The sequence below is a fragment of the Rhizobium sp. J15 genome (assembly GCF_002531825.1).
Lineage (GTDB): Bacteria > Pseudomonadota > Alphaproteobacteria > Rhizobiales > Rhizobiaceae > Rhizobium.
The window spans coordinates 1-26,271 of the sequence record NZ_NWSX01000065.1 but is presented as its reverse complement, the minus strand read 5'-3'; the positions used below and the strand labels follow the sequence as shown (position 1 = coordinate 26,271).

Below are 26,271 nucleotides of genomic sequence, written 5' to 3'. Positions count from 1 at the left end.
CAGGGCGGCGAAGGGCCTGTCTATCCGAATATGTGACAACCGAAATTCAATTTAAGAGGAAGGATATCGAAATGGACGTTCGCGCCGCTGTTGCCGTTCAGGCAGGAAAACCGCTCGAAGTGATGACCGTGCAGCTCGACGGCCCGAAGGCCGGCGAAGTGCTGGTGGAGGTCAAGGCGACGGGCATTTGCCACACCGACGATTTCACCCTGTCCGGCGCCGATCCGGAAGGCCTCTTCCCCGCCATTCTCGGCCATGAGGGCGCCGGCATCGTCGTCGACGTCGGCCCCGGCGTCACCTCGGTCAAGAAGGGCGATCACGTTATCCCGCTCTACACACCGGAATGCCGCGAATGCTATTCCTGCCTTAGCCGCAAGACCAATCTCTGCACCGCGATCCGCTCCACCCAGGGCCAGGGTCTGATGCCGGACGGCACGTCCCGCTTCTCGATCGGCAAGGACAAGATCCACCACTATATGGGCTGCTCGACCTTCGCCAACTACACAGTGCTGCCGGAGATCGCGCTCGCCAAGGTCAATCCGGACGCCCCTTTCGACAAGATCTGCTACATCGGCTGCGGCGTCACCACCGGCATCGGTGCGGTCATCAACACCGCCAAGGTGGAGATCGGCGCCACGGCAATCGTCTTCGGTCTCGGCGGCATCGGCCTCAACGTTCTGCAGGGCCTGCGCTTGGCCGGCGCCGACATGATCATCGGCGTCGACATCAATCCTGACCGCAAGGAATGGGGCGAGAAATTCGGCATGACGCACTTCGTCAATCCGAAGGAGGTCGGCGACGACATCGTGCCCTATCTCGTCAACATGACGAAGCGCAACGGCGACCTGATCGGCGGCGCCGACTACACCTTCGACTGCACCGGCAACACCAAGGTGATGCGCCAGGCGCTGGAAGCATCCCACCGCGGCTGGGGCAAGTCGGTCATCATCGGCGTCGCCGGCGCCGGCCAGGAGATCTCCACGCGTCCGTTCCAGCTGGTGACCGGCCGCAACTGGATGGGCACCGCCTTCGGCGGCGCGCGCGGCCGCACCGACGTGCCGAAGATCGTCGACTGGTACATGCAGGGCAAGATCCAGATCGATCCGATGATCACCCACACGATGCCGCTCGAAGACATCAACAAGGGCTTCGACATGATGCACAAGGGTGAAAGCATCCGCGGCGTGGTCGTGTACTAAGCCATGAAGACCATCTCGACCGACAAGTCTTACGGCGGCACGCAAGGGGTCTACGTCGATCGCTCCGAGGCCTGCGGCTGCGACATGACCTTCGCCGTCTTCGTGCCGCCGCAGGCGGCCGAAGGCAAGCGCCCGGTTCTGTGGTATCTGTCCGGCCTGACCTGCACGCATGCCAATGTCATGGATAAGGGCGAGTATCGGCGGCTTGCCGCCGAACTCGGTCTCGTCATCGTCTGCCCGGATACCAGCCCGCGCGGCGATCATGTTCCCGACGAAGCCGACAATTGGCAGTTCGGCAAGGGCGCCGGCTTTTATGTCGATGCCACCGAGCCGCCGTTTTCGGCGAACTATCGCATGTACAGCTACATCACGGACGAGCTGCCGCGGCTGCTTGCCGAGGAATTTCCCGTCGACATGGACCGTCAGGGCATCTTCGGCCATTCGATGGGCGGACATGGCGCGATCACGATCGCGCTCAAGAACCCGGACCGCTTCCAGAGCTGCTCGGCCTTCGCGCCGATCAGCCACCCCTCGGTTTCCGGCTGGTCGAAACCGGCGTTCCGGAAATATCTCGGTGCGGACGAGAAGACCTGGCGGGCCTATGACGCCTGCTCGCTGATCGAGGATGGGCATCGGTTCTCCGAGTTCTTCGTCGATCAGGGGACGGCGGATTCATTCCTGGAGGACGGCCTGCGTCCCGACGAGCTCCGGCAAGCCTGTGAGGCGGCGGGTATTCCGCTCACGCTTCGCATGCAGGAAGGCTACGGCCACTCCTACTTTTTCATTTCGACGTTCATGGAAGACCATCTGCGCTGGCACGCGCAGAAGCTGGGAAATTGATTGCAGGGCTCGGCCGGGCATAACGCAAACGGCCAGGGAGGGAAGGAGAGAAGCAATGAGCAGCATAGCCATACATCCGGCAGTGGATTCAGGCTTTCGAGCGACTGACGCTGCTTTCACAGGGGGGACGCTGGTGTGCAAATGCGCGAGCAATCCCGTCAAGGTCAGGATCAAGGGCGATATCGCCCACAACCACGCCTGCGGCTGCACCAAGTGCTGGAAGCCGGAGGGTGCCGCCTTTTCGGTCGTGGCGGTCGCTCCGACCGAGAGCGTCGAAGTGCTTGAGAACGGCAACAAGCTCGCCGTCGTCGATCCCGCCGCTCTGATCCAGCGGCACGCCTGCAAGGAATGCGGCGTGCATATGTACGGGCCGGTCGAGCGCGAACATCCCTTCCAGGGGCTGTCCTTCGTCCATCCCGAGCGCTTCCAGGAAAGCGGCTGGGCAAAACCGACCTTCGCGGCCTTCGTGTCGTCGATCATCGAAAGCGGCTTCGATCCCGCCAAGATGGACGCCGTCCGGGCGCAGCTGAAGGCGTCGGGCCTCGAGCCCTATGACTGCCTCTCGCCCGGCCTGATGGACTACATCGCCACCTGGACCGCCAAGAAGAGCGGCGCGCTCGCCGCCTAATCCTCCGGGGAGCGCCCACCGGCGCTCCCCGACCCCGCCATCCCAAAACCGGGATATCCCGCGATGGCCGCGCCGCCTTGCCGGCGCCCAGGCGTTCGCGCCTGACGATCCACAGAATTCCCACCACCTGTCACGATAACCGCCTGGGTGAACGCCGCGACGGCTGCCGCAGCGCTTTCGGCTGTGCCGGTCATTCCGCTCTGGGCGGTCTCGGTATGATCTCGCAATATTGTGTATCTCACGAATAATAATTGTGTACACGATGTACACAATTATTGACTCCCTCCGGAAGGCGTGGCATCTTCGCGGCATAGGGCAACAATCGGCCGGAGATCGACGATGGCGAAGACACCCAAGAGCAATCTCTACGAAGATTTGAAACGCCAGATCCTGACGATGGAGCTGGACCCGGACGCCGACCTGGACGAGGCCAGCTTGAGCGAAAGATACGGGCTGTCGCGGACTCCGGTGCGGGACATATTTCGCCGCCTGGCCGGCGAGGGCTATATCGACATCCGCGAGAACAGGGGTGCGCGGGTCATCCCGATGAACCACTCGACGCTGCGGAATTTCTTCCTCGTCGCGCCGATGATCTATGCGGCGATCGGCCGGCTCGCGGTGCAGAATTTCAAGCCGGCGCAGCTGTCGGACCTGAAGCAGACCCAGGAGCGGTTCCGCGCCGCCAGCGAGAGCATGGATGCTCTGGCGATGGTGCTGGAGAACAATCGCTTTCACGAAATCTTCGGCGAGATGTCGGGTAACGTCTACATGCAGCCGAGCCTCGGCCGGCTGCTGATCGACCACGCGCGCATCGGCCACACGTTTTTCCGGCCGAGGAACGAGGATATGCGGCGCCGGCTTCGGGTGGCCGTCGAGCATCATGACAGCTTCATCGCGGCGCTTGCCGCGCATGATGAGGACGCGGTCGTCGATCTCGTTTTCGAACACTGGGAATTGTCCCGCGAGAACATGGAGATGTTCATCGCTCCGCAAGGCCTCAAGGCGGACGCCTTCGTCGGCGGTCCGGCCACGCAATTATTGGAGAAGTCATCGTGAAATTTGAGGGGATCTACACGCCGGCGGTCACGCCGCTCGATCAGAATGGTCAGATCGACCGGGCCGGCTTCGCCGCCGTGCTGGAGTCGCTGATCGAGGCGGGCGTCCACGGCATCATCGTCGGCGGCTCGACGGGCGAATACTACGCCCAGAGCAACCAGGAGCGTTTCGAGCTGGCGGCCTATGCGAAAGAGGTCATCGGCACGCGGCTGCCGCTCATCATCGGCACCGGCGCCACGCGCACCGAGGATTCGGTCGAATATGCCAAGGCCGCAAAGGAAATCGGCGCGGATGCGATCCTCGTATCGTCGCCGCCCTATGCGCTGCCGACCGAACGCGAAAATGCGGTCCATGCCTTGACGGTCGATCGCGCCGCCAACCTGCCGATCATGCTCTACAACTATCCCGCCCGCATGGGCGTGGTGATGGGCGAGGAGTATTTCTCCCGCGTCGGCAAGTCGAAGAACGTCGTCGCCATCAAGGAAAGCTCCGGCGACATGGGCAATCTTCACCTGCTCGCCCGGAAATTTCCGCATATTTCGCTGTCCTGCGGCTGGGACGACCAGGCGCTCGAATTCTTCGCCTGGGGTGCCAAGAGCTGGGTTTGCGCCGGCTCCAACTTCCTGCCGCGCGAGCATGTCGCCCTTTATGAGGCCTGTGTCGTCGAGAAGAACTTCGACAAGGGCCGGGCGATCATGAGCGCCATGCTGCCGCTGATGGACTTCCTCGAATGCGGCAAATTCGTCCAGTCGATCAAGCACGGATGCGAGATCATCGGCCTCAAGGCCGGCCCGGTGCGGGCGCCGCTGCGCGGACTGAACTCCGAAGAGAAAAGAACCCTTGAGACCGTCGTTTCCACGCTGAAGCGCACGGTCGGCCAGATCACGTCGGGAGCCAATCATGCATGAACCTTTGACCGCAGCCGAATACAAGGCGATCGCCGCCGGTCTTCAACTTCCGACGAATGCCTTCATCGATGGCGCTTTCCGTCCGGCAAATTCCGGCAAGACCTTCACCTCCACCAATCCTGCGACGGGTGAGGTGCTTGCCGAAATCGCCGCCTGCGATTCCAGCGATGTCGATTTCGCCGTCGAGAAGGCGAGGCAGGCGTTCGAAGACGGGCGCTGGCGGCTCCGCTCGCCGGGCGAGCGCAAGGAAGCGCTGCTGAAGCTTGCCAAGCTGCTGGAGCGCAACCGGCACGAACTCGCCGTCATGGAAAGCCTCGACAGCGGCAAGCCGGTCCGCGAATGCCAGACCGTCGACGTTCCCGATACCATTCATACGCTGCGCTGGCATGCCGAGCTGATCGATAAGCTCTACGACAACACCGCCCCGGTCGGCGCCAACGCGCTGACGATGATCGTGCGCGAGCCGATCGGCGTCGTCGGCTGCGTGCTGCCGTGGAATTTCCCGCTGCTGATGCTCGCCTGGAAGATCGGCCCGGCGCTTGCCGCCGGCTGCTCGGTTATCGTCAAGCCGGCACAGGAAACGACTTTCACCACGCTGCGCGTCGCCGAACTCGCCCTTGAGGCAGGCATTCCGGCCGGCGTCTTCAATGTCGTGACCGGCTCCGGCCGCGAGGTCGGCGAGCCGATCGGCCTGCATATGGATGTCGACATGGTCGCCTTCACCGGCTCGACGCCGACCGGCCGCCGCTTCCTGCGATATGCGGCGGATTCCAACCTCAAGAAGGTCGTGCTCGAATGCGGCGGCAAGAACCCCGCCGTCGTTCTCGACGATGCCGAAGACCTGGATCTCGTCGCCGAGCAGGTCGTCAACGGCGCCTTCTGGAACATGGGCGAGAATTGCTCGGCCACGTCGCGTCTCATCGTCCATGCCAAGGTCAAGGACGAACTGATGAAGCGCATCGGCGCCTATATGCGCGAATGGAAGACGGGCGATCCGCTCGATCCGGAAAACCGCATCGGTGCGCTCGTCAGCAAGTCGCACTTCGAGAAGGTGAAATCCTTCCTCGACGACGCCAAGACGGAAAAGCTGTCCGTCACCCAGGGCGGCGAAACCTATAACGGCATCTTCATCGAGCCGACCCTGGTCGAGGGCGTGACGCCGGCGAGCCGCCTGTTCCAGGAGGAGATCTTCGGGCCGATCCTGTCGGTCACGACGTTCAACACGCTCGCCGAGGCGACTGCTCTGGCCAACGACACCAATTACGGCCTGACGGCATCCGTCTATACCGGCAGCCTGCGCAATGCGATCCGGCTGACGCGCGACATCCGCGCCGGCCTGATCACGGTCAACTGCTTCGGGGAAGGCGACGCCACCACGCCCTTCGGCGGCTACAAGGAGTCCGGCTTCGGCGGCCGCGACAAGTCCGTCTTCGCTCATGACAATTACTGCGAGCTGAAGACCATCTGGATCGACATTTCGGAACGCTCCGTCGACGAGACGATCCGATGACCCGCCATGTGATCAAGCACCTGCCGACCGATACCGGCGTTTCGGGATGGGAGGCGACCAGCGAACGCGCCTTTCCCGTAACGGCGCTTGAACACGACATTACCGCCGACTGGCTGATCATCGGCGGCGGATTTGCCGGCCTGTCGGCGGCCCGCCGCCTCTCGCAAACGCGGCCTGAGGACAAGATCGTCGTTTTGGAGGCGCGCGAACTCGCCAAGGGTCCGGCCGGGCGCAATTCCGGCTTCATGATCGACGTGCCGCACAACCTGTCTTCAGGCGAGTATTCGGTCGCCGACGAAGCGGCGACCAAGGACGAGATCCGGCAGAACCGTCTGGCGATCTCCTTCGCAGCCGATGTCGCGGCCGAATACGGCCTGTCCCGGGAAACCTTCGATCCCTCAGGCAAGGTCAATGCCGCAGCCTCCGAGCGGGGAATGGGGCTCAACGACAATTATAGGAAGTCGCTTGAGAAGATCGGCGAGGAGCATCGCGTTCTCGACGCCGATCAGATGCGGGAGATGACCGGCTCGCACTATTATCGCGGCGGCCTCTACACGCCCGGCGCGGTGATGATCCAGCCGGCCGATTATATCAGAGGCCTGGCGCGCGGGCTCCATTCGAAGGTTGCGATCCACGAGCACTCGCCGGTGCTGGAGCTTTCGCGCGAAGGCGGGACCTGGAAGGCAAAGACCGCCCGCGGCTCCGTTTCGGCGCCGAAGGTCATACTCGGCGTGAACGGCCATATTCAAAGCTTCGGTCATTTCCGCGGAAGGCTGATGCATATCTTCACCTATGCGTCGATGACCTCGGCCTTTTCGCAGAACGAATTCGCAGGCGATGTCACCGGTGTGGATCGCTGGGCGCTGCTGCCGGCCGATCCTATGGGCGCGACGGTGCGCAAGATCACCAAGGATGGCCTTTCGAGGATCGTCGTCAGGACGAGGTTCACCTATGACCCGAGCCTGAAAGTGTCGGAGAAGCGCGTCGCCGGAATTGCTGCCGAACAGCGCCGGTCGTTCGATGCCCGTTTTCCGGGGATGGAGCGCCTGCCGATGGAATATAGCTGGGCGGGCGCGCTCTGCCTCTCCAGAAACCATGTGCCGGCATTCGGCGAGGTCGAAGAGGGGCTCTTTTCCGCCTGCTGCGAGAATGGTCTCGGCACCGTTAAGAGCACTTTCGCCGGCATGATGGCCGCCGATCTCGCGACGGGGGCGGCAAGCCCCGAGCTCGACAAATACAAGAACCAGCCGGAACCGACGAGACTGCCTCCCGAGCCCATTGCATGGCTCGGCGTCAATTCGGTCATCCGCTTTCAGGAATTGCGTGCAGGCCGCGAGGGATGATCCCTCGGCCCCGCAATATGAAGACTGCCGCGCGCAGGCTTCGATGGGAACGTAAAACAGGAGTAACAACAATGAAAAATTTGTGGAAGGCGCTTTGCGCCGCTGCGATGGTTGGGATCAGCGTCCTGCCTTCTCGCGCGGAGGAAAAGACGATCACCATGGGCACGATGTCCTGGGAGGACCTGACGCCCATCACCGGCATCACCAAGAAGGTTCTGGAAGACGCCGGCTACACCGTCAAGGTGACCGAATTCTCCGAGTGGGGCATTGCTTACGCCGCTCTCGCCAAGGGCGACATCCAGGTTCTCACCTCGCAGACGGATTATGTCGCACAGGATTACTGGGACAAGAACAAGAACCGCCTCGAAAAGATTTCGCCGGTTTCGCACGGCCTCTACCAGGGCGTCGCGGTTCCGAAATACGTTCCGATCGACTCGCTCGAACAGCTCAATGAGAACGCCGACAAGTTCGGCGGCAAGATCATCGGCATCGAGCCGGGCGCCGGCCTGATGCGCGATACTTCGAACGCCGTCAAGGATTACGGCCTCAAGCTGCAGCTCGTCGAAGGCAGCACTGCCGCGATGACGGCGGCGCTGAAGTCCGCCTACGACCGCCAGGAGTGGATCGCGGTGACGATCTGGGAGCCGTCGTGGATGGTCCAGAAGTACGAGGTCAAGTACCTCAAGGATCCGAAAGGCGTCTTCCCGCCGCCGCAGAGCTACTACTGGATCGGCCATAAGGGCTTCTCGGAAGAATATCCGCATGCTCGCGAAGTCATGGCCAGCGTCTACGTGCCGATCGCCGACATCACCGCCATCAACGGCGCCGTCAAGGACGGCAAGACCATGGACCAGGCCGTGCAGGATTGGATCGGCGCCCATGCCGACCTGATCAAGCGCTGGGAAAACATCAAGAAGAACTAAACGCCTCGTGGCCGTCCGAGCTGTCGGGCGGCCACCCTCGAACTCAAGGAAGAAGCCAGCGCCGATTGGCTCAAAGGGGATCGCTATGAAAACCGCCAATATCGATGCCAAGGATGTCCTGATCGACTGCCAATCCCTCTGGAAGGTCTTCGGAGGCAAGTCCGCCGCGGCGATGAAGTCGATCAAGGAGCGCGGCCTCGGCAAGACAGAGGTCCTCAAGGAATTCAACTGCGTCGTCGGCGTGTCCGATGCGAGCATCCAGGTCCGGCGCGGCGAAATCTTCTGCATCATGGGATTGTCGGGAAGCGGAAAATCGACGCTTATCCGCCTTCTCAACAAGCTGATCACGCCGAGCTCCGGCAAGGTTCTCGTCAAGGGACGCGACCTCGCCTCCCTGTCGCCCGTCGATCTCAGGCAGATGCGGGCGAAGAACATCGGCATGGTGTTCCAGAGCGTCGCCTTGCTGCCGCACCGGACGGTCTTGGAGAACGCCGCTTTCGGCCTCGAAGTCCAGGGCATTGCGAAAGCGGAGCGCAACAAGACCGCTGCCGCCGCGCTCGAAAAGGTCGGCCTCGCCGATTGGCTGAGCCGGTATCCGGGCGAGCTCTCCGGCGGCATGCAGCAGCGCGTCGGCCTTGCCCGCGCGCTCGCCTCCGACCCCGAGATCATTCTCATGGACGAGCCGTTCAGCGCGCTCGACCCTTTGATCCGGCGCCAGCTTCAGGATGAATTCCGCCAGCTGACCAAAGCGCTCGGCAAGTCCGCCGTCTTCATCACCCATGATCTCGACGAGGCGATCCGCATCGGCGACCGCATCGCGATCATGAAGGACGGCGTCATCATCCAGACCGGCACCGCCGAGGAAATCATCCTCAACCCGGCGGATGCCTATGTCGCCGAATTCGTCGCCGGCATTTCCCGCCTTCACCTGATCAAGGCGCATTCGGTCATGCGCAGCGTTGCCGAGTTCCAGCAGAGCGCGCCGAACTCCGACATCGCCTCGCTCGCGCGCACCACACCCGATGCCGATATCGACGAGCTGATCACCTTGACGATGCAGTCGGAGCGCGACGCCATCGCCGTCGTGGACAGGGATCAGGTCGTCGGCGTCGTCACCCCGCGCAGCCTGCTGATGGGCGTCAAGGGCACCTCCGCCCACGAACTCACGCCGGCATGACCGCAACTGGAGCTGATCGACATGGATACTTCAGGCTTCACCGATCTTTTTGACGAATGGACGGACACCGCGCTCGAATGGGTGAGCGACAACGGCGAGTTCCTCTTCGACTATATCAGGCAGGTTCTCGAAGGGCTCTATGACGGGATCCTCTGGCTCCTGCAGCTTCCGCCCTTCTATGTGATCGCCCTCATCGTGGCGCTCATCGGCTGGCGGCTCGTCAATATCTGGTTCGCGGTCGCGGCCGGCGTCGCGCTGGCGCTCTGCTTTTCCATGGGACTCTGGCCGGAGACGATGAGCACGCTGGCGCTCGTCCTGACGGCGACCGTGCTTGCGCTGGCGATCGGCATTCCGATCGGCATCGCCGCCGGCTTCTTTACCGCGCTCGACCGCTTCATGGAGCCGGGTCTCGATCTGATCCAGACGCTTCCGCCCTATATCTATCTGCTGCCGGCGATCGCCCTGCTCGGCTACGGACCGGCCACCGCCATGATCGCGACCGTGATCGTCGCCGTGCCGCCGGCCATCCGCCTGACCTCTCTCGGCATCCGGATGACGCCGAAGGAATTCATCGAACTCGGGGAAGCCCTTGGGATGACGCCGGCGAAGATGTTCTTCAAGATCCGTCTTCCCTTTGCGCTGCCGAGCATCATGGCCGGCATCAACCAGAGCCTGATGATGGCTTTCGGCATGGTTGTCATCGCCGGCATCGTCGGTTCCGGCGGGCTTGGAGAGACAATCTACGGCGCAATCAGAACGCTCGATATCGCGACCTCTATCAATGGCGCGATCGCCATCGTGGTACTGACTATGGTGCTTGATCGGATAACCCAGAGCGCTGCCCGCCTGGGAACAGGGAGGAAGTCATGAATCCTGCGATGCTGCAGTTTTCGCCAGGCGCTTTCCTGGCTCCATCAGTCGATTGGCTGAACACCAATCTTCATCCGCTGTTTGCGGCGATCAGCTATGTGGTCGAAACGGTTCTTTCGGCCATCGAAGCCGCACTCCTCTTCGTGCCGCCCTATGCGCTGATCGCGATCGTCGTCGTCGCGGCATTCTTCGCCGTCAGCCTGCGGGCGGCGATCTTGGCCGGTCTCTGCCTTGGCTTCTGCCTGCTCGTCGGCCTGTGGACGGCGTCGATGCAGACGCTTTCTCTCGTCACCGTCGCCGTCCTGATCTCCGTGCTCATCGCCTTCCCGGTCGGCGTGCTCTGCTCGCGCTACAAGGCGCTGGAGGCGGTGGTCCGTCCGATTCTCGACGTGATGCAGACCGTGCCGCCATGGGTCTATCTCATTCCCGCGGTCATGATCTTCAGCCTCGGGCGCGTGCCGGCGATCATCGCCACCATCGTCTATGGCATTCCGCCGATGCTGCGCCTGACGACGCTGGCCTTCAACCAGGTGCCGAATGTCTTCCTCGAGCTTGGCAGCGCCATCGGCGCGCCGCCGCGCTCGATCCTGTGGAAGATCGAGATCCCGCTTGCCAAGCAGACGCTGCTGGTCGGGCTCAACCAGTGCATCCTTCTGTCGCTGGCGATGGTCGTTCTGGCCGGCCTCGTCGGCGCCGGCGGCCTCGGCGCGGAAGTGACGCGCGGCCTGACGCGCATGGAGATGGGGCTTGGCCTCAGAGCAGGCCTGGCGATCGTCGCCGTCGCCCTGCTGCTCGACCGGCTGTCGCGCGGCCTGCTCGACCGCGACAGGCTGCCGAAGGCGAGATAGCGAGGACATGACGGAATGAGAAACAGCTTCTTCTGCATCGACGCACACACCTGCGGCAACCCGGTCCGTCTCGTTGCCGGCGGCGGCCCGTTGCTGCCTCATCTGCCGATGGGCGAGCGCCGGGAGATCTTCGTCCGCGATCACGACTGGGTCCGCAAGGCGCTGATGTTCGAGCCGAGGGGGCATGACATCATGTCGGGCTCGATCATCTATCCCCCCTATCGGGAGGATTGCGATTTCGCCGTGCTCTTCATCGAGGTGAGCGGCTGCCTGCCGATGTGCGGCGCCGGCACCATCGGCACCGTGACGGCGGCGATCGAGGAAGGGCTGGTCAAGCCGCGCGTGCCTGGCAGGGTCGCCATCGAAACGCCGGCCGGCCGGGTGGATGTCACCTATGAGGAGAAGGACGGCTATGTCGATTCCGTCCGCCTCCATAATGTCGCGAGCTATCTCCATGAGGCCGATGTCACGGTGGACGTGCCCGGCATGGGCCGTCTGCGCGTCGATATTTCCTATGGCGGCAATTATTACGCGGTCGTCGAGCCCCAGGAGAACTGGGGCGGTCTCGACGGCATGAGCGCATCCGACATCGTCGGCTGCAGCCAGAAGCTCAGGGCAGCCCTTGCCGATATCTGCAATCCCGTCCATCCCGACGACGACCGGATCCGCGGCGTGCATCACGCGATCTGGTGCGACCGCCCCGTGAACGACGTCTCCGACGGGCGCTGCGCCGTCTTCTACGGCGAGAAGGCGATCGATCGGTCGCCGGGCGGCACCGGTACCTCGGCGCGCATGGCGCAGCTCTATGGTAAGGGACGGCTTGCGATCGGCTCGAAATATCGTCACGAAAGCCTGATCGGGACCATCTTCGAGGGCCGGGTCGAAGGCGAGGCGGGCATCGGCCCTTACAGCGGCATTCTCCCGAGCATCGGCGGGTGGGCGCGCGTCATCGGCCACAATACCATTTTCGTTGACGACCGCGACCCTCTGGCGCACGGTTTTCAGATCAGATGAGCGCGGTGAGACCGGCAAGGAGATGACTATGCGACCGGAACAGCATCGGCAGGGAGACGGCGCCGCGAAACCCGCTGCCCGGCTCAAGGTGGGTTTCGTTCTGGCCCGGTCGTTCACGCTGTCGGCCTTCGCGCTCTTCGTGGATACGCTGCGGCTTGCCAGCGACGAGCAGGATCGCTCCGGCCGGGTGCTGGCCGACTGGCAAGTGATCGGCAGCACGCGGCACCTGATAACCTCGAGCTGCGGTGTGCAGGTCGCGCCGACCTCCGACTTCGTCGATCCGTCGCGGTTCGATTACATCGCTGTCGTCGGCGGCCTGCTGACGGTGGAGAACCCCGTCGACCAGCAGACCATCACCTTCCTCAAGCAGGCGGATGCCAAGAAGGTGCCGCTGATCGGCGTCTGCACCGGTTCGTTCATTCTGGCCTCGGCCGGCCTGATGAAGCGGCATGAATCCTGCGTGAGCTGGCTGCATTACAAGGAGTTCCGCGAGCGTTTCCCCGAGCTCAGCGTCCGTTCCGACCGGCTCTTCAATCTCGATCGCCAGCGCGGAACCTGCGCGGGCGGCAGCAGCGCTGCCGATATGGCCGCATTGCTGGTGCGCAAATACATCAGCCGCGACGCCGAACGAAACGCGCTCGAAGTGCTGCAGATCGAAAAAGCGCGCGCTCCGGCCGACATTCAGCCCCGCCGCCCGCTCTACGACGATTACGACGACGCCCGCGTCAAGGCGGCGATGATCACCATGGAGCAATTCGTCGACGGCAGCATGCCGATCGAAAAACTCGCCGCCATGGTCGGGCTCTCGCGGCGGCAGCTGGAGCGGATCTTCATCGAGAAGACGGGCATGTCTCCCGCCAAGGCCTATAATCGTGTTCGCATGGAGCGGGCGAAATCGATCCTTGCACAATCGAAGGCGCCGCTCATCGAGATTGCGCTCGATGTCGGTTTCGAAAACGCCTCGCAGTTCACGAGGACGTTCAAGCGCACCTTCGGCCAGACGCCTTCCCAGCATCGCGCCGCGGCTTTGAGAGCGCACTGAAGGCGGGGTCAGACATCCTCCCACGGAAAGCTGTCCAACCGCTCCGCGCCCTTTGATGTAATCAGGGCCTGGGTCTCCAGCTTGATGCTCTCCGAGCCGGCCTCGGCGATCAGGCTTTCGACGTTCAGCACCATGTTCTCCTCGATGATGCCGCTGAAATCGGGATCGAAATCCGGATGCAAGAGCACGCCCGGCCATTCGTCCGCCATGCCGGTGCCGTGCAGGGCGAGCGTGTAGCGATAGGGTTGATATTTCTCAGGGATCCGCCAGGACAGTTCGTTGAATTCCCGGAACGTCATGCCGGGCCGGATGACGGACAGATTATGCTCGATTTGGTCCCTGGCCGCGGCGTAAATTTCCCTCTGCTTGGCGTTCATCGCGACATGCCCACACGTCCATGAACGCGAGAGGTCGGCGCAATAGCCGTAGGGGCCGATCATATCGGTGTCGAAGGAGATCATCTCGCCGCGCTTGATGACGTAATCGGAACATTCCTGATACCAGGGATTGGTTCTCGCGCCTGCGGTGAGGAGCTTGGTCTCCAGCCATTCGCCGCCGCTCCGGGCATTTTCGAAGTGAAGCTCGGCCCAGATTTCCCGCTCGGTGCGGCCGGGTTCTGACACCCCGTACATGCGCGCCATGCCCGCTTCGCAGACGCGGATCGTCCAGCGCATCAGCTCGATTTCGTCGGCACTCTTGATCGACCGCGCCCGTTCGGCAAGTTCCTGGCCGTCGAGCAGCGTGAAGCCGCGTTCCGTCAGTTCGAAGGCGCCTGATGGTTCGAGCCGGTCGACCGCGATGCGCCGGTTGCCGCCATTGCCCTTGACGATGTCGGCGATCTCGTTCGCCCAGGCTTTCAGGCGGGGTTCCACGAGATTGCCTGCCGTGAAGAAGATCCAGGATTTCGACGGCCGGATCTCGTCGATGCCGGGCAGCCCGTCATTGACGTGCTCGGCGCCTTCGAATTCGAACATGATGGCCGGGCCGTCGGCCAGGATCAGCGCATAGCGCGACGGATTATGCATCGTCCAGATGCTCATATTCGACGAGTCGAAGGCGTAGCGGATATTGACGGGATCGTAGAGCAGCAGCGCGCCGCAATCCCACTCGCGCATCTTCATGCGCAGCCGCTCCAGCCGGTAGCGGCGCGCCCGGTCGAGTGTCGTGGCCGGCACCGGACTGATGAGCGGCCGGTCGGCGCCATCGGGATTGAGATAGGCCTGTTTCCGCTCGTCCTTGAAGACGGTCGAGCCGGTCAGCTCGACGGAATCGTTTTCGTCTCGCAGCATCCGGGTGATCCCCCGTTATCGGTGATTGATGCGGTGTCGCTCAGCGTTCGATGACGAGATCGCTGAGCGGCTTCGAGCAGCAAGGCAGGAAGAAGCCGGCGTCGATTTCCCGCTGGCGGATGCCGCCATTGTGGTTCATGTCGACCGTGCCGGAGGTGAGCTTCGACTTGCAGGTGCCGCAGACGCCGTTGGCGCAGGAGGATGGTATCCTGACGCCGGCCTTCTTCGCGCAGGAGAGCACGCTCTGGTCGCCTGTAACCTCGATGTTGCGGGCCTGCTTGGAGAAGCTGACCTGGAAGACCTTGGCGGCCGCTTCCTGGATCGCGGGGATTTCGGGCTCGTCGATGACGGCGGCGTCGAAGCTTTCCTCGAGATAATGCGAGGCGGGAACGCCGAGTTCGGCGGCGATGCCGCGCGCCGCCGCCATGAAGGGAGCGGGGCCGCAGCACATCACCGTGCGCTCGGCTATATCGGGAACCGCGAGCTTGAAATAATCCGCCGAAATGCGGCCGGTGAGGCCGGACCAGGCCGGTTCGCCCGCAACCGTTTCCGGCAGGAAATGCAGCCGCAGCCCTTTCAGCTTGCGCGCGATGCAGGCAAGCTCGTCGCGGAAGATCAGATCCAGCGGCGTGCGTGCGGCGTGCAGGAAGACGACGTCGGCCGGCTCGCAGCTGTCGGCGAGCTCACGCAGGATGGACATGACGGGCGTGATGCCGGAGCCGCCGGAGAGCAGCAGAAGCTTCGGCTTTGCCGCCTCGGAGCGGACGAAATGGCCGAGCGGGCCGTTCGCCTTGACCGACGCCCCCGGCACCAGCGTGTCGTGAAGCCAGTTGGAGATCTTGCCGCCCGGAACGCGCTTCACCGTCACGGAGAAGGCGTTCGTGCGATGCGGCGAAGAGGAGATGCTGTAGCATCGGCTTTCAGGCTCGCCGTTATGCTCCAGATCGAACAGAAAATACTGACCGGCCTTGAAGGCGAACCGCTTCCCGTCAGGAGACGCGAAGGTGAAGGTCTTGACGTCATGGGTTTCCTGCTGGACGTCGAGGCAGACGAGCGCCTCGTCTTCCTCGGGATTCCAGACGTCGTGACGGGTTGCCTTTGCGAGCGGCGCTTGCTGGGTTCTAGTATCCATGAGCGCGCATCCGGTCGATGTACCAGGTGGCGAACTTGTCGAGGTTCGTCTCGGAGAAGCGGGAATAGGGACCCGGCTGATAAGCGGGATCGAGGGCGCCTGCATGGGAGCGGGCGACGAGGTCGGCGTCCTGATCCGTCGTTGCGATCCAGACATCCGTCAGCTTTTCGAGGTCGTAGTCGACCCCTTCGACGGCATCCTTGTGCACCAGCCACTTGGTCCTGACCAACGTCTTGCCGGCCGAGAGCGGGATGACGGTGGCGACGACCGCATGGTCGCCCATGAAATGGTTCCAGCTGTTATGGCCCCAGAGATGCGTGTCGCCGAGATCCTTGCGGGTCATCTGCCCGAGCAGCTTGGAAGAGGCGGCGGTGGCGTCGTGGGTCTGGGATTCGCCGGCGCCAGCGATGATCAGCCGCTGCGTGCGGAAATTCGTGGCGCAGTCGGCGAGCTGCTCGATCGCGGCCGAGGGGTAGCCATCGGCTTCCCATGCCTGGGTGCGTTCCTCGTACAGCCGGAAATGCTCCTGGGCCTGTTCGCGATCCTCCGGGCTCAGCGTTTCGGGATCGAAGCCGAAGTCGAGATCGACGAAGGAGACGCAGAGCTCGGGATGGTTCGCCGAGCAGTGGTAGCACTCGCGATTGTTCTCCATCGTCAGCTTCCAGTTGCCGTCTTCGATGACGTCGGTCTGGTGGGCGATCTTGGCGTTGCGAATGTCGTAGGGCGCGAGGCGCTCGACCATGGCCTGTTCGAGGCCGGCGATGTCCTCGGGCGGATTGTCGGACAGGCAGACATAGATCAGGCCGCCGATCGATTTGAAGGTAACGGGCTTCAGGCCGTGACAGTCCTTGTCGAAATCCTTGCCCATGTGCGGCGCGTAGCTGAGCTCGCCCGTCAGTTCATAGGTCCAGGTGTGATAGGGACAGACGAGCTTCGAAACGATCGTCTTGCCCGGGTTGAGAAGGCGGGAGCCGCGATGGCGGCAGACATTGTGCAGCACGCGGATTTCGCCGTCGTCGTCGCGCAGGAGGATCAGGCTCGTCTTGCCGATGTCGACGACGGTGGCGTCGCCGGGCTCCGGAACATCGCAGTCGAGCCCGACGCAGATCCAGTGCTTGTGGAAGAAGACGTCGATATCCGCTTCGAACACGTCTTCTCTTACATAGAGACCGGCCGGCAGCGAATGGCCTTCCGCGCGGGAGTCGAGAAGCGCCGAAATGGAAGAAGGAAGCCTGTTTAGCATGAGAACCTCTTATGTGAGAGTTTCCCTAGATTGCGCTTGCAACGCCTGGATTTCAACGGCATAAAAAATCACGCTCGCATAATATTTTCTTATGTGAAGAGGATGTTTGGATGCAGTTTCGAAGACGGCTTCCGTCGCTGACGGCGCTGGTGACGCTGGAAGCGGTGCTGCGCCGGAAAAGCTTCACCACGGCCGCGAGCGAACTCGGCGTCACCCAGGCGGCCGTCAGCCGGCAGATCGCCGCTTTGGAGGAGGAACTCGGCCAGCCGCTCTTCCTGCGCAAGCACCGGGCGATCGAGCCGACGGCGGCCTGCATCAGCCTCGGCGCGACGCTGGCGAAGAGCTTTGCCGATATCGCCGAGAGCGTCGAGGCGATCCAGTCGCGCAGTCAGGACGTGGTGACGATCGGCGCGACCGTCGCCTTCTCCTCCTTCTGGCTGCTGCCGCGGCTTGCCGAATTCCGCCGGGCCAATCCCGGCATTCTGGTGCGGGTTATATCCCAGGATAATCCGATCACGCTTGACGACGGAGAGATCGACGTGGCGATCCGGTACGGCGTGCCGCCCTTCAGCGATGGCACCGTCATTGCCTCGTGCGGCGACGTCGTCTGCCCCGTCTGCTCTCCCGACCACCTCAGGCGCCGGGGAGATGCGCCCCTCGGCTCCGCCGACGAATTCATCGAAACGGATGTGCTCGATCGTTCCTGGTACGGCTGGGCGCAATGGGTGTCGCTGACCGGCGGCAATATCGAGATCAAGCCGTCGCTTCGCTTCAACCATTACACCGAAAGCATCGCGGCCGCGCGTGCCGGGCAGGGGATCGCCCTGGGATGGCGCATGCTGATCGGCACCTTTCTGGAGGACGGAACCCTGGTGCCCGCCTCGCAAAGCGAGCTTGCCGCCGAAGGCCGCTATAACGTGATCGTGCCGATCAAGGCCAAGCGCAGCCATGCGCGCGATCTCGCCGCCGCCTGGCTGACGGCCTCGCTGCACGGCTGATCAGAAGCCAAGCCCCGGAGTTCCCGTCCGGTGAACGCCTTTCGGGACAAAGGCGAACTGATCCGCGAAGCCGAGGAAATCGGCCGCCAGGTGAATGACCGAAAGCCACATTTCCGTTCCCTGCAGGCTCGCTTCGCCGCCGTCGGCGAACGGGAAGCCTTCGCCATCCCGCCATCTGTTGAGCGCCCGCGAGATGAGGCTGCGGGCGATCGCCTCGCCATCGGCCCGGCGGTAATCGGTCTGCCGGGCAATCAGCATGAGCGGATGGATCGTGTCGAGCAGGTTGCAGGCATTGTATTTCTCGGCAACGAAGCCCCTGTGATTGCGGTAATTGAGATGAACCGTTTCGAGCGAGGCGTGCGGGTGCGGCAATGGGATGCCGAACTGGGCGTAGGTGCCGCGCGTCAGGCGATAGAAGCCGTTCACTGGTTGGAGCCATCCCTCGAGCGCCGTCGGCTCGCCCCACAGGCCCGAGACGCTGTCGGCCTTGCGGTTCAGCCACTCGAAGAGTGCCTGTCTTGGGCCTCTGGTGCCGAAATACCGGGCATTGAAGTACATCGCAGTTCCGATGGCATCGACGACGCTGCCGGCGTGCCACGCCCGGCTCGACCAGGGCAGGCCGCCCAGCCATTGCTCCAGCTCTTGAGCATCAAGCTGTACTGCCTGGATAGGGTGCCGTGGCCCGGAGCCGAGCAGTTCCAGCGCATAGCCGACCGAAAGCACATTGTAGAGAGCCTTCGGATCCTCCCGCAGCGCCCGGTCGTGCACAGGCGAATGCTCTTCCGGAAAAAGGCCGGTCTCCCGATCCTGAAGACCCTGGAGACGCTCGACGGTCTGCGACGGATCGAGCCCGGGCGGCAGATGCCCGAAGCCTGCCGCGATCTCGATGGCGTCGCAGAGATGCCGGATCGCCGGCCGCCTGATCCCGTCCGCTTCCAGCGATTCATAGGCCTCAGCCGTTTTCCAGCGCGCAAGGATATCGGGCCATTGCTCTTTGGCTTTCTGGCCTAGCCTCGCCAATTGATCCTCGATATCGCCCGCGTTTGATTTCCTGGCCGGCGCGCCCCGGCTGCGCAGCACCTTTGCCGGCACGCCACCGGCAATCGCTAGCGCAGGAATGTCTTGCGTGACCACCGCTCCCGCGGCAATCACCGCGCCGTTGCCGATCGTGACGCCATCGAGAATCGCGCAATTGGCGCCGATCCAGACATCGTCGCCGATGACGATGCCGAGGCTGACGACGCCTTGGCGATGGATGGGCCGATCGGGATCGTCGAATCCATGATTGAAGCCGACGATCGATGCATGGGAAGCGATCCGCACGCCATTGCCGCAGGTCACCCTGCCGGAAACGCAGGCATAAGGATTGATCGAGCAATCGTCGCCGAGGACCACATCGCCCCGCACGAGCGCATGCCCCGCAATCCACGACCGCTCGCCCATCGCCAGGCTTTCGGTGAAGATCGCCGCATTTTCGGCGATATAGGAGGTCTCAGCCAACTCGGCGCCGCACGCTCGCCGAAGCGCTGCCTTGCGGGCGAGATGAGCGGGGTGGTCGAGATCTGCCGCGACGCGTTCCCAGGGAAGATATTGCAGCCGGCGCGCTTCGCGCTGTTCATTCGCCGATACTTGCGGGCTGTTGGCGTGATCCATCTGTTCCTCACTATCGATGTCGACCGCCGACCGTCCGTCTGGCTTCAGCGACCCTGACTTGCAGTGCATCAGATGGTGTGATTCGTGCGAAAGCAAGACCGGATAAGCGATCGATCGGACAAAGGGGCGCAACCTATTGCGCCCCTAGATCACCGGCCATTACCGAGCGCTGTCGATGATGGCGCCGCCGTCAGGGGTAAGGCTGTAACCGGTGATGAACTGCGAATCTTTGCTGGCAAGGAACAGGACGACCGGTGCAATATCCTCTTCCGGCGAGCCGAAACGAGCGAGTGCATTCGCTGGCGGAGGAACCTCCTTTTCGGCAGCACCCCAGGTGTCGGCGATCGGCAGGATGTTGTTCACGGTGATCTTCTCGGCACCCCATTCGCGTGCCGCCGTGCGGGTCAGCGCGCGCACCGCCTCCTTAGCCATATTGTACGGACCATAACCAGCAAGCCCGCTGGTGGCGGCCATCGAGCCGAAGTTGATGATCCGGCCTGCTCCGCTTTCCCTTAGGTGAGGATAGCAAGCCTGCATGAACCGCAGATAGGCGATCGGCCCGGTGTCGAAGTTTCGTTGCAACTGCTCGACCGAGAGGTCGATGACCGAAGACGAGACCGCGGAACCATCGAAAGCATTGTTCACGAGAATGTCGATGCGGCCATATGCGGCTACAACCTGTTCCACCGCGGCCGTGATCCGGTCGGCCTCTCCGACGTCGCAGACGACGCCGAGTGCGGTGCCGCCCGCTTCGACGATATCAGCGACGACACGTTCGACGCCTTCTGATGTGCGCGAGAGAATTGCGACCTTCGCGCCTTCGGCGGCAAAGAGCTTTGCAGTGGCGCGGCCAATGCCACGGCTTGCGCCTGTGACGATGGCAACTTTTCCGTTGAGTCGATCCATTTCTATCTCCTTGGTTAGGGTTATCGGACGTCAGCGCGCTGCGGTCTGAGCGTAGGGGGAGGGAACCATGCGGGCGTCGTTCTGCGTCAGGAACGAGGTGACGAGCAGCGCTAGGCCGATCGCCGCGGGCAGGGCGCCGGTGGGTTTTCGAACACCGATATGTGCCAGGCCCGACAGCAGCAGGTGGAAGAAGATGCCGGCATAGGCGAGATCGCTGAGCGGCATGCTGACGCGTGAAAGGATCGCGACCGGGCCGAGAACCTTGATGACGATCATGAATGGAACGAGATAGGAAGCCTTGTATCCGAGTTCCGCCAGAACCTGGCGAACCCAGTCTCGCTTGGTGACATAGATGGTGGCTGAGGCGAGGTAGAGCGCGGACAGAAGTGCCGTGCTGATCCAGTAGACGTAATATTCAGGCATGAGTTCATCCCTGTCGCTGCCCACGCAGCAACATTCCTCTCGTCGAGTCTGTCGGTTTGTTTTGAGAGGCGCTTTTCCTGCGCCCTCTTGTGCACGCAGAGAAATGTCGTCTAACATTTATATTTGCAAGTAGGATGATTTACTTGCTGTTAGTATGGAAAAGCAGACCATGGCCGAAGAAGAAGTGAATATGCATGAAGAGATGCGGCGAGCCTTCGCGTTGCTTTCCGGCAAATGGAAGCTGGAAATCATGTGGCTGCTTAATCAGCGGGTCTATCGGTTCGGCGAATTGAGAAAGGCTATTCCCGGCATCACCCAACACATGCTGACGGCGCAACTTCGCGAACTCGAAGCGGACGGTTTGGTATCCCGCACTATCTTTGCGGAGGTTCCTCCGCGTGTCGAATATGCGATCACGCAAAAAGCGCGGGGCCTCGGCCCCACGATGGAAGCTTTAACGGCATGGTGGAACGAGTACGGCAAAAGCGTGCCGGTGAAGCCGAGCGCGCGCGGGCGGAAAGCGAGAGATCGCTGAACTGCTTCACAATCACGAAAGACTAGACCCGAACTTGTCCCAGCCTTCCTTGATTGTCTCCATCGCGACGTTGGTCGAGGTGTTGGCAACGTGGGGCAGCGTGGAGATGCGTTCGCCCAGCACGCGGCGGTAGCGGCCGATGTCGCGGGTACGGATCTTCAGGAGATAATCGAACCGGCCGGCGATCATGTGGCACTCTTCGACTTCCCTGATCTTCTTGATGGCCTCGTTGAAGCTTTTCAGCGCATCCTCGCGGGTGTCGGAAAGCTTCACCTCGACGAAGGCGATGTGGTCGAGCTGCATTTTCGATGGATTGAGGACGGCCTTGAAGCCTTCGATGTAGCCGTCGCTGATCAGCCGCTTGAAGCGGATCTGGCACGGCGTCTTCGAAAGCCCGACGCGCGCGGCGAGATCGGTGATCGAAAGCCTGCCGTCCTCGGCGAGTGCCGCGAGGATCTTTCTGTCGAACTGGTCCAATTCACTAAAGATGTCGGTTTCTGTGGCCATTTGAACTCTCGATGCTCGGTTTATAAGTTCATACAGCTTGAAAACGGTTGAAATCAAGTGAGATCGCGATTCGCGACTGTGGTAGATTATGCGTCGGCAATGGGAGGAAGGGCGCAGCCGCTCGGCGCATTGCCGGAATCGGTGGCTGCGACGCTTGAAAAGGGAGATCATGGATGCATGAGAGAAAAGCGGATGGCGATCAAAAACCGGATCTGCTCGCTCATTACCGGCCGGTGGCGATAAGAGCGGTCGCAGCCGCATTCACCCTCAAGCGCGACAAGCCCCATGCGCGCCCGCTCCGCGAGACGGAATATTCCGGCCCGATTTTTACGGACGGTGGCACCTGGGACGACGAGCCCGGTGTTCCATTTATCCGTTAGACGAAACATTCACCGATCAGGGACTCCCATGTTGAACGCAGCGATCGACCCCGCATCCTCCCAAGAACCCGCCGGCGGCGCGCCGTTCGCCGCATTCGCGCCGCCGATCCGGCCGCAATCGGAACTTCGCCGGGCGATCACGGCAGCCTATCGCCGTCCGGAAACGGAATGCCTGCCGCCGCTCGTGGCGGCCGCGCGCGTTTCCGAAGCGAAGCGTTATGACATCCGCAGCACGGCCCGCAGCCTGATCGAGGCGCTGCGCGCCAAGCACAAGGGCACCGGCGTCGAGGGCCTAGTGCAGGAATATTCGCTCTCCAGCCAGGAAGGCGTGGCGCTGATGTGCCTTGCCGAAGCGCTGCTGCGCATTCCCGATACCGACACCCGCGACGCGCTGATCCGCGACAAGATCGCTGAGGGCAACTGGACCTCGCATATCGGCGGCGGCAAATCCATGTTCGTCAACGCCGCCACCTGGGGTCTCGTCGTCACCGGCAAGCTGACCTCGACGGTCAACGACCGCAGCCTTTCGGCGGCGCTGACGCGGCTGATTGCGCGCGCCGGCGAGCCGGTCATCCGCCGCGGCGTCGATATGGCGATGCGCATGATGGGCGAGCAGTTCGTCACCGGCGAGACGATCGAGGAGGCGCTGAAGCGCGCCCGGCCGCTCGAAGCGCGCGGTTTCCGCTATTCCTACGACATGCTGGGCGAGGCCGCGACCACCGCTGCCGACGCCGAACGTTATTTCAAGGACTACGAAAAGGCGATCCACGCCATCGGCAAGGCTTCCGACGGGCGCGGCATCTATGACGGCCCCGGCATCTCGATCAAGCTTTCGGCGCTGCACCCTCGCTATGTCAGGGCGCAGGCCGGCCGGGTGATGGGAGAGTTGCTGCCCAAGGTCAAGGCGCTCGCCGTTCTCGCCAAGACCTATGATATCGGCCTCAACATCGACGCCGAGGAGGCCGATCGGCTGGAGCTTTCGCTCGATCTGCTCGAGGAGCTTTGCTTCGCGCCGGAGCTGGCGGGGTGGAACGGGCTCGGCTTCGTCGTGCAGGCCTATGGCAAGCGCTGCCCCTTCGTGCTCGATTACATCATCGATCTCGCCCGCCGGTCGGGACGACGGATGATGGTCCGTCTCGTCAAGGGCGCCTATTGGGACGCGGAGATCAAGCGCGCCCAGCTCGACGGTCTCGACGACTATCCTGTCTATACCCGCAAGATCTACACCGACGTCGCCTATATCGCCTGCGCGCGCAAGCTGCTCGGTGCGCCGGATGCGGTTTTCCCGCAGTTCGCCACCCACAATGCGCAGACGCTGGCGACGATCTATCATCTCGCCGGTCCCGATTTCGCGGTCGGCAAATACGAGTTCCAGTGCCTGCACGGCATGGGCGAGCCGCTCTACGACGAGGTCGTCGGCAAGGAAAAGCTCGACCGGCCCTGCCGCATCTACGCGCCTGTCGGAACCCATGAGACGCTGCTCGCCTATCTGGTGCGCCGCCTTCTGGAAAACGGCGCCAACTCCTCCTTCGTGCACCGCATCTCCGATCCGAACGTTTCGGTCGAGGCGCTGGTCGCCGATCCCGCCGAGACCGTTGCGGCCATGCCCGTCGTCGGCGCGCCGCATGCGCAGATCGCCGCGCCCAAGGCGCTTTACGGCAATGCCCGCGCCAATTCCGACGGGCTCGATCTCTCGAACGAGGCGACGCTGACGGATCTGGCGCAGGCGCTTGCCTCCACGGCCGCGAGCCCGTGGCATGCGCTTCCGATCCTTGCCGACGGCTCAACCGATGGGGTCACGCGCGACGTCCCCAATCCTGCCGATCACAGCGATGTCGTCGGCACGGTTACCGAGCTGAAGGTCGAGGAGGCTGCCCGCATCGTTGCGATGGCCGCCGACTATGCGCCGCAATGGGCGGCCGTGCCGCCGGCCGAGCGTGCGGCTTGCCTGGAGCGGGCGGCCGACATCATGCAGGCCCGGATCAAGACGCTGATGGGCATCATCATGCGCGAGGCCGGCAAATCGGCGGCCAATGCCATCGGCGAAGTGCGCGAGGCGATCGACTTCCTGCGCTATTACGCCGAACAGGCGCGCAAGACCCTCGGCCCCTCTCATGCGCCGCTCGGCCCGATCGTCTGCATCAGCCCGTGGAATTTCCCACTGGCGATCTTCACCGGGCAGGTGGCGGCCGCACTCGTGGCCGGCAATCCCGTGCTGGCGAAGCCCGCCGGCGTCACGCCGATCATCGCTTCGGAGAGCGTGAAGATCCTGCATGAAGCCGGCGTGCCCGTCGGCGCCCTGCAGTTCGTGCCCGGCAGCGGCCGCCTCGGCGCCGGCATGGTCGGTGCCGACCAGACCGCTGGCGTCATGTTCACCGGTTCGACCGAGGTTGCCCGGATGATCCAGGCGCAGCTCGCAGAGCGGCTGTCTTCGACCGGAAAGCCGATCCCGCTGATTGCCGAAACGGGCGGCCAGAACGGCATGATCGTCGACTCCTCGGCTCTCGCCGAGCAGGTGGTGGCCGACGTCATCACCTCGGCCTTCGACAGCGCCGGCCAGCGCTGCTCGGCGCTGCGCGTTCTCTGCCTGCAGGACGATGTGGCCGACCGGACGCTCAACATGTTGAAGGGCGCCTTCCGCGAACTGACGATCGGTCGCACCGATCGGCTGAGCATCGATGTCGGCCCCGTCATCAATGACGGCGCGAAGGCCGAGATCGACCAGCATATCGAGAAGATGCGCGGCGCGGGCCGCAAGGTGGATCAGCTGCCGCTGCCGGCAAGCGCCGCCGCCGGCACCTTCGTTCCGCCGACGATCATCGAAATCAAGTCGCTGTCGGATCTGACGCAGGAGGTTTTCGGCCCGGTGCTGCACGTCGTCCGCTTCAAGCGGAACGGGCTCGATCGCCTGATCGACGACATCAACGCATCGGGTTACGGCCTCACCTTCGGGCTTCACACCCGCCTCGATGAGACGATCGCCCATGTGACGAGCCGCATCAAGGCGGGTAACCTCTATGTCAACCGCAACATCATCGGCGCCGTTGTCGGCGTCCAGCCCTTCGGCGGGCGCGGCCTGTCGGGAACCGGTCCGAAGGCCGGCGGTCCGCTTTATATCGGCCGTCTGGTGCAGCGCGCGCCGGTGCCGCCGCAGCAGGATTCGGTTCATACCGATCTCGCCCTCCGCGCCTACATCGTCTGGCTCGACAAGAAGGGTCTGACGGCAGAAGGCGAAGCGGCGCGCGGTTATGCGAGCCGCTCGGCGCTCGGGCTCGAGCGCGAGCTTACCGGTCCGGTCGGGGAGCGCAATCTCTATGCGCTTCATCCCCGCGGCCGCATCCTGCTCGTGCCGCAGACCGAAAGCGGGCTCTATCGCCAGGTTGCCGCCGCGCTTTCGACCGGCAACCAAGTCGCAGTGGATGCCGGTTCCCTGTCGAAATCGGTACTGGTGGACCTGCCGGCGGCCGTCGCCAGCCGCCTTTCCTGGACATCGGATTGGGCGAAGGACGGGCCGTTCTCCGGTGCGCTCGTCGAGGGCGATCGCGACAGGGTTCTTGCCGTCAACAAAAAGATCGCCGCGCTGCCCGGCCCGCTGCTGCTGGTCCAGGCTGCGACGACCGAGGAGCTGACGGGCGATCCCGAAGCCTATTGCCTCAACTGGCTGCTGGAAGAGGTTTCGACCTCGATCAACACGGCCGCTGCCGGCGGCAATGCAAGCCTGATGGCGATCGGCTGATTGAAACGCGGGGGTGTCAAAAGTGCGCCCCCAAGGCCGCTGACAGAGCCCTCTTTCGTCATGCTCGGGCTTGTCCCACTGCTGTCCGGTTTAACTTTCGGTGATGGGTAG

24 protein-coding genes are annotated in these 26,271 nt (G+C 63.1%); 17 read left to right on the top strand and 7 right to left on the bottom strand.

Annotation, left to right across the window (positions count from 1 at the left end; genetic code table 11):
- Positions 1-71 precede the first annotated feature (71 nt).
- The 13 genes from CO670_RS30505 to CO670_RS30445 all read left to right on the top strand — a co-directional run bounded on the left by CO670_RS30505 (position 72) and on the right by CO670_RS30445 (position 13,358).
- On the top strand, positions 72-1,199 hold the full coding sequence (locus tag CO670_RS30505; RefSeq protein ID WP_097593751.1) for an S-(hydroxymethyl)glutathione dehydrogenase/class III alcohol dehydrogenase: 1,128 nt from the start codon (positions 72-74) through the stop codon (positions 1,197-1,199).
- Positions 1,200-1,202: 3 nt separating this feature from the next.
- Complete coding sequence (fghA, locus tag CO670_RS30500; protein ID WP_097593749.1) at positions 1,203-2,039, top strand: S-formylglutathione hydrolase; 837 nt, start codon at positions 1,203-1,205, stop codon at positions 2,037-2,039.
- 55 nt (positions 2,040-2,094) lie between these two features.
- On the top strand, positions 2,095-2,667 hold the full coding sequence (gfa, locus tag CO670_RS30495; RefSeq protein WP_097593748.1) for an S-(hydroxymethyl)glutathione synthase: 573 nt from the start codon (positions 2,095-2,097) through the stop codon (positions 2,665-2,667).
- Positions 2,668-3,006: 339 nt separating this feature from the next.
- On the top strand, positions 3,007-3,723 hold the full coding sequence (locus CO670_RS30490) for a GntR family transcriptional regulator (RefSeq protein ID WP_097593746.1): 717 nt from the start codon (positions 3,007-3,009) through the stop codon (positions 3,721-3,723).
- The gene (locus tag CO670_RS30485; protein ID WP_097593745.1) at positions 3,720-4,631 is read left to right on the top strand and encodes a dihydrodipicolinate synthase family protein; all 912 of its coding nucleotides are present in this window, start codon (positions 3,720-3,722) and stop codon (positions 4,629-4,631) included. Before CO670_RS30490 ends, CO670_RS30485 begins: the two co-directional genes overlap by 4 nt.
- Positions 4,624-6,141 carry an aldehyde dehydrogenase gene (locus CO670_RS30480; RefSeq protein WP_097593743.1) on the top strand — a complete coding sequence of 506 codons (1,518 nt, stop codon included), beginning with the start codon at positions 4,624-4,626 and terminating at the stop codon, positions 6,139-6,141. The genes CO670_RS30485 and CO670_RS30480 overlap by 8 nt, the downstream gene beginning before the upstream one ends.
- Positions 6,138-7,484: an FAD-binding oxidoreductase gene (locus tag CO670_RS30475; RefSeq protein ID WP_097593742.1), complete on the top strand. Its 1,347-nt coding sequence runs from the start codon at positions 6,138-6,140 to the stop codon at positions 7,482-7,484. Before CO670_RS30480 ends, CO670_RS30475 begins: the two co-directional genes overlap by 4 nt.
- 71 nt (positions 7,485-7,555) lie before the next feature.
- Positions 7,556-8,407, top strand: coding sequence for a glycine betaine ABC transporter substrate-binding protein (locus CO670_RS30470; protein WP_088675621.1), 852 nt, complete (start codon positions 7,556-7,558; stop codon positions 8,405-8,407).
- A gap of 85 nt (positions 8,408-8,492) precedes the next feature.
- On the top strand, positions 8,493-9,584 hold the full coding sequence (locus CO670_RS30465; RefSeq protein WP_088685724.1) for a glycine betaine/L-proline ABC transporter ATP-binding protein: 1,092 nt from the start codon (positions 8,493-8,495) through the stop codon (positions 9,582-9,584).
- A 21-nt stretch (positions 9,585-9,605) separates the two neighbouring features.
- Complete coding sequence (locus CO670_RS30460; RefSeq protein ID WP_097593740.1) at positions 9,606-10,454, top strand: ABC transporter permease subunit; 849 nt, start codon at positions 9,606-9,608, stop codon at positions 10,452-10,454.
- A complete protein-coding gene (locus tag CO670_RS30455) occupies positions 10,451-11,302 on the top strand; it encodes an ABC transporter permease subunit (RefSeq protein WP_097593739.1) in 852 nt (283 codons plus the stop codon). Before CO670_RS30460 ends, CO670_RS30455 begins: the two co-directional genes overlap by 4 nt.
- Before the next feature lie 15 nt (positions 11,303-11,317).
- Complete coding sequence (locus tag CO670_RS30450; RefSeq protein ID WP_097593737.1) at positions 11,318-12,316, top strand: 4-hydroxyproline epimerase; 999 nt, start codon at positions 11,318-11,320, stop codon at positions 12,314-12,316.
- Between the two features lie 28 nt (positions 12,317-12,344).
- Positions 12,345-13,358, top strand: coding sequence for a GlxA family transcriptional regulator (locus CO670_RS30445; protein WP_088675626.1), 1,014 nt, complete (start codon positions 12,345-12,347; stop codon positions 13,356-13,358).
- A gap of 8 nt (positions 13,359-13,366) precedes the next feature.
- Here CO670_RS30445 and CO670_RS30440 read toward each other — a convergent pair whose 3' ends face one another.
- The 3 genes from CO670_RS30440 to CO670_RS30430 are packed head-to-tail and all read right to left on the bottom strand — an operon-like array spanning position 13,367 to position 17,022.
- Positions 13,367-14,647: a Xaa-Pro peptidase family protein gene (locus tag CO670_RS30440; RefSeq protein WP_097593736.1), complete on the bottom strand. Its 1,281-nt coding sequence runs from the start codon at positions 14,645-14,647 to the stop codon at positions 13,367-13,369.
- Positions 14,648-14,687: 40 nt separating this feature from the next.
- Entirely contained in the window at positions 14,688-15,779 is a 1,092-nt protein-coding gene (locus CO670_RS30435; RefSeq protein WP_097593734.1) for a hybrid-cluster NAD(P)-dependent oxidoreductase, read from the bottom strand.
- On the bottom strand, positions 15,769-17,022 hold the full coding sequence (locus CO670_RS30430) for an aromatic ring-hydroxylating dioxygenase subunit alpha (protein WP_097593733.1): 1,254 nt from the start codon (positions 17,020-17,022) through the stop codon (positions 15,769-15,771). Before CO670_RS30430 ends, CO670_RS30435 begins: the two co-directional genes overlap by 11 nt.
- A gap of 110 nt (positions 17,023-17,132) precedes the next feature.
- Here CO670_RS30430 and CO670_RS30425 point away from each other — a divergent pair, with 110 nt between their 5' ends.
- Positions 17,133-18,020: a LysR substrate-binding domain-containing protein gene (locus CO670_RS30425; protein ID WP_097593731.1), complete on the top strand. Its 888-nt coding sequence runs from the start codon at positions 17,133-17,135 to the stop codon at positions 18,018-18,020.
- Here the strand turns inward: CO670_RS30425 and CO670_RS30420 are convergent, their stop codons facing one another.
- The 3 genes from CO670_RS30420 to CO670_RS30410 all read right to left on the bottom strand — a co-directional run bounded on the left by CO670_RS30420 (position 18,021) and on the right by CO670_RS30410 (position 21,002).
- The gene (locus CO670_RS30420; protein ID WP_097593730.1) at positions 18,021-19,673 is read right to left on the bottom strand and encodes an acyltransferase; all 1,653 of its coding nucleotides are present in this window, start codon (positions 19,671-19,673) and stop codon (positions 18,021-18,023) included.
- Positions 19,674-19,832: 159 nt separating this feature from the next.
- Positions 19,833-20,579, bottom strand: a complete 747-nt coding sequence (locus tag CO670_RS30415) for an SDR family oxidoreductase (protein WP_097593729.1) — start codon at positions 20,577-20,579, stop codon at positions 19,833-19,835.
- Between the two features lie 30 nt (positions 20,580-20,609).
- A complete protein-coding gene (locus CO670_RS30410) occupies positions 20,610-21,002 on the bottom strand; it encodes a DoxX family protein (RefSeq protein WP_097593727.1) in 393 nt (130 codons plus the stop codon).
- A 154-nt stretch (positions 21,003-21,156) separates the two neighbouring features.
- Here CO670_RS30410 and CO670_RS30405 point away from each other — a divergent pair, with 154 nt between their 5' ends.
- Positions 21,157-21,537, top strand: coding sequence for a helix-turn-helix domain-containing protein (locus tag CO670_RS30405; RefSeq protein WP_097593726.1), 381 nt, complete (start codon positions 21,157-21,159; stop codon positions 21,535-21,537).
- Positions 21,538-21,549: 12 nt separating this feature from the next.
- Here CO670_RS30405 and CO670_RS30400 read toward each other — a convergent pair whose 3' ends face one another.
- Positions 21,550-22,044: an Lrp/AsnC ligand binding domain-containing protein gene (locus tag CO670_RS30400; RefSeq protein ID WP_088685734.1), complete on the bottom strand. Its 495-nt coding sequence runs from the start codon at positions 22,042-22,044 to the stop codon at positions 21,550-21,552.
- 173 nt (positions 22,045-22,217) lie between these two features.
- Between CO670_RS30400 and CO670_RS30395 the strand changes: the two genes are divergently transcribed.
- Entirely contained in the window at positions 22,218-22,424 is a 207-nt protein-coding gene (locus tag CO670_RS30395) for a hypothetical protein (RefSeq protein ID WP_097593724.1), read from the top strand.
- Between the two features lie 28 nt (positions 22,425-22,452).
- Positions 22,453-26,160, top strand: a complete 3,708-nt coding sequence (gene putA / locus CO670_RS30390; protein ID WP_097593723.1) for a trifunctional transcriptional regulator/proline dehydrogenase/L-glutamate gamma-semialdehyde dehydrogenase — start codon at positions 22,453-22,455, stop codon at positions 26,158-26,160.
- Positions 26,161-26,271: the final 111 nt, after the last annotated feature.